Raw genomic sequence first — 3502 nt, 5'->3', positions numbered from 1 at the left:
TCGCCACCGCGCCGGTACCCGTCGCGATGCTCGGGTCGCCGATCGCGACTGCGCCGTCGCCGTTTGCCGTGTTGCCGGAGCCGATCGACACGGCCTTGCCGCCCGTTGCCGATGCGTTCTGGCCGATCGCGACCGCGCCTGCCGACTGCGCGTTCGAGCCATCGCCAACCGCGACGCTGCTGGCGCCCGCCGCGCTGGCGTTCGTACCTGCTGCAAGAGCGTTGGTGCCGGTCGCGCCGTCGTTGTTGTAGTTCGCCTGCTGCGTGCCGTTGTCGTTGACGCTGTAGTAATGCGCCTTCGCTGCATTGACCGCGGTCGAGACCGCAGTCGAGGTCGAGGTGGACAGCGACGCCACCGAGCTGTTCGTGCTGCTCAGACCGGTGGACAGCGAGTTGATACCGGACGCGGTCGACGTGGACAACGACGTGATCGAGCTGTCGGTCGACGACAGGCCGGTGGACAGCGAGCTGATGCCGGTCGAGGTCGACGTCGACAGCGACGTGATCGAACTGTTGGCCGACGACAGACCGGTCGAGGTTGACGTCGACAGAGACGTGATCGAGCTGGTGGCCGACGACAGGCCGGTCGAGGTCGACGTCGACAGCGAGGTGATCGAACTGGTGGCCGACGACAGCCCCGTCGAGGTCGACGTCGACAGCGAGTCGATCGAACTGTTGGCCGACGAGAGGCCGGTCGAAGTCGACGTCGACAGCGAGCTGATCGAGCTGTTGGCCGACGACAGGCCGGTCGACGTGGACGTCGACAGCGAGGTGACCGAGCTATCGGTCGACGAGAGGCCGGTCGACAACGACGTGATCGAGCTGTTCGCCGACGACAGACCCGTCGACGTGGAAGTCGACAGCGAATCAATCGAGCTGTTCGCCGACGACAAACCCGTCGAAGTTGAGGTCGACAGTGAACTGATCGAGCTGTCCGCCGACGACAGGCCCGTCGAGGTCGAGGTCGACAGTGAATCGATCGAGCTGGTGGCCGATGACAGGCCGGTCGACGTGGAGGTCGACAGCGACGTGATCGAGCTGTTGGCCGACGAGAGACCGGTCGACGTGGAGGTCGACAGCGAAGTGATCGAGCTGTTGGCCGACGACAGGCCGGTCGAGGTCGACGTGGACAGCGACGTGATCGAGCTGTTCGCCGACGACAGGCCCGTGGAGGTCGACGTCGACAGCGAGCTGATCGAGCTGGTGGCCGACGACAGACCCGTCGAGGTCGACGTCGACAGCGAACCGATCGAGCTGTTCGCCGACGACAGCCCCGTCGATGTGGAAGTCGACAGCGAATCGATCGAACTGTTGGCCGACGACAGCCCCGTCGAGGTCGACGTCGACAGCGAGCCGATCGAGCTGTTGGCCGACGACAGACCCGTCGAGGTCGACGTCGACAGCGAACCGATCGAGCTGTTCGCCGACGACAGGCCCGTCGAGGTCGACGTCGACAGCGAACCGATCGAGCTTGTGGCCGACGACAGACCCGTCGATGTGGAAGTCGACAGCGAATCGATCGAACTGTTGGCCGACGACAGGCCCGTCGAGGTCGACGTCGACAGCGAACCGATCGAGCTGTTAGCCGACGACAAACCCGTCGAGGTCGACGTCGACAGCGAGCCGATCGAGCTGTTGGCCGACGACAGACCCGTCGAGGTCGACGTCGACAATGACGTGATCGAGCTGTCGGTCGAGCTCAGACCTGTCGACAGCGACGCGATCGCAATACTCGACGACGAAACCGTGGTCGACAGCGAGTCGACGATCGAATTGGTCGCATACAGCTGCGAACCGTTAATCGCGTCGGTGCTCGTTGCGGTGATCTGACCGGCTGCAACGTTGGTGACCTGACGTTCCTGGCCAGGCGCGCCGACGCTGACCACGCTGGTCGGATTGCCACCCGCAAATGTCGCGGTGACGCCGCCGACCGTACCGGTCGGCGTCGGGTTCGGCGCTGACGTCGTCGAGCCGCTGCCGAGCGCGACATCGCCCGCGTTGTTGGCCACGGCGTTCTGACCGATTGCCACCGTGCCGTTCGCCTTCGCGTTCGCGGTGTCGCCGACCGCGACGCTGCTCGTGCCCGCCGCGCTGGCGTTCACGCCGGCAGCAAGGGCGTTGGTGCCCGTGGCGCCGTCGTTGTTGTAGTTGGCCTGCTGCGTGCCGCCGTCGTTGACGCTGTAGTAATGCGTCTTCGCTGCATTGATCGCCGTCGAGGTCGAGGTCGAGAGCGACGTGATCGAGCTGGTGGCCGACGACAGGCCCGTCGAGGTCGACGTCGACAGCGACGTGACCGAGCTGTTCGCCGACGAGAGGCCCGTCGACGTGGACGTCGACAGCGAGGTCACCGAGCTATCGGTCGACGAAAGGCCGGTCGACAACGAGGTGATCGAGCTGGTGGCCGACGACAGCCCCGTCGACGTGGACGTCGACAGCGAGGAGACCGAGCTATCGGTCGACGAGAGGCCAGTCGACAACGAGGTGATCGAACTGTTCGCCGATGAGAGACCCGTCGACGTCGACGTCGACAGCGACGTGATCGAGCTGGTGGCCGACGACAGCCCCGTCGACGTGGACGTCGACAGCGATGTGACCGAGCTATCGGTCGACGAAAGGCCGGTCGACAACGAGGTGATCGAACTGTTCGCCGACGAGAGGCCCGTCGACGTGGACGTCGACAGCGAGGTCACCGAGCTATCGGTCGACGAAAGGCCGGTCGACAGAGACGTGATCGAGCTGTTCGCCGATGAGAGGCCCGTCGAGGTCGACGTCGACAGCGAGGTCACCGAGCTGTCGGTCGACGAAAGGCCGGTCGACAGCGACGTGATCGAGCTGTTCGCCGACGACAGACCCGTCGAGGTCGACGTCGACAGCGAGGTCACCGAACTATCGGTCGACGAGAGGCCAGTCGACAGCGACGTGATCGAGCTGTTCGCCGACGACAGACCCGTCGAGGTCGACGTCGACAGCGAGGTCACCGAGCTATCGGTCGACGAGAGGCCGGTCGACAACGACGTGATCGAGCTGTTCGCCGACGACAGACCCGTCGACGTGGACGTCGACAGCGAGGTCACCGAGCTATTGGTCGACGACAGACCCGTGGACAGCGAGGTGATCGAGCTGGTGGCTGACGACAGGCCCGTCGACGTCGACGTGGACAGCGAGGTGACCGAGCTATCGGTCGACGAAAGGCCGGTCGACAGCGACGTGATCGAGCTGGTGGCCGACGACAGACCCGTCGACGTCGACGTCGACAGCGAGGTGACCGAGCTATCGGTCGACGAAAGGCCGGTCGACAACGACGTGATCGAACTGTTCGCCGACGAGAGACCCGTCGACGTGGACGTCGACAGCGAGGAGACCGAGCTATCGGTCGACGAGAGGCCAGTCGACAACGAGGTGATCGAACTGGTGGCCGACGACAGCCCCGTCGACGTGGACGTCGACAGCGAGGTCACCGAGCTATCGGTCGACGAAAGGCCGGTCGACAACGAGGTGATCGA

Annotated in this window: 1 protein-coding gene and 1 pseudogene; one reads left to right on the top strand and one right to left on the bottom strand. The window is 65.0% G+C overall.

The genetic code is table 11. The features are described 5' to 3' along the window. A pseudogene (locus GQ57_RS44585) lies at positions 1 to 1837 on the bottom strand (ESPR-type extended signal peptide-containing protein); the annotation flags it as partial. Between the two features lie 364 nt (positions 1838 to 2201). On the opposite strand from GQ57_RS44585, the gene GQ57_RS44580 reads away from it, so the two are divergent. Beyond that, positions 2202 to 3502, top strand: a 1301-nt coding sequence (locus tag GQ57_RS44580; RefSeq protein ID WP_442856776.1) for a hypothetical protein, incomplete at its 3' end; no start/stop codon positions are given.

The organism is Burkholderia sp. MSh2, from assembly GCF_000731655.1.
Lineage (GTDB): Bacteria > Pseudomonadota > Gammaproteobacteria > Burkholderiales > Burkholderiaceae > Burkholderia > Burkholderia paludis.
This window is presented reverse-complemented; position numbering and strand designations above follow the sequence as displayed.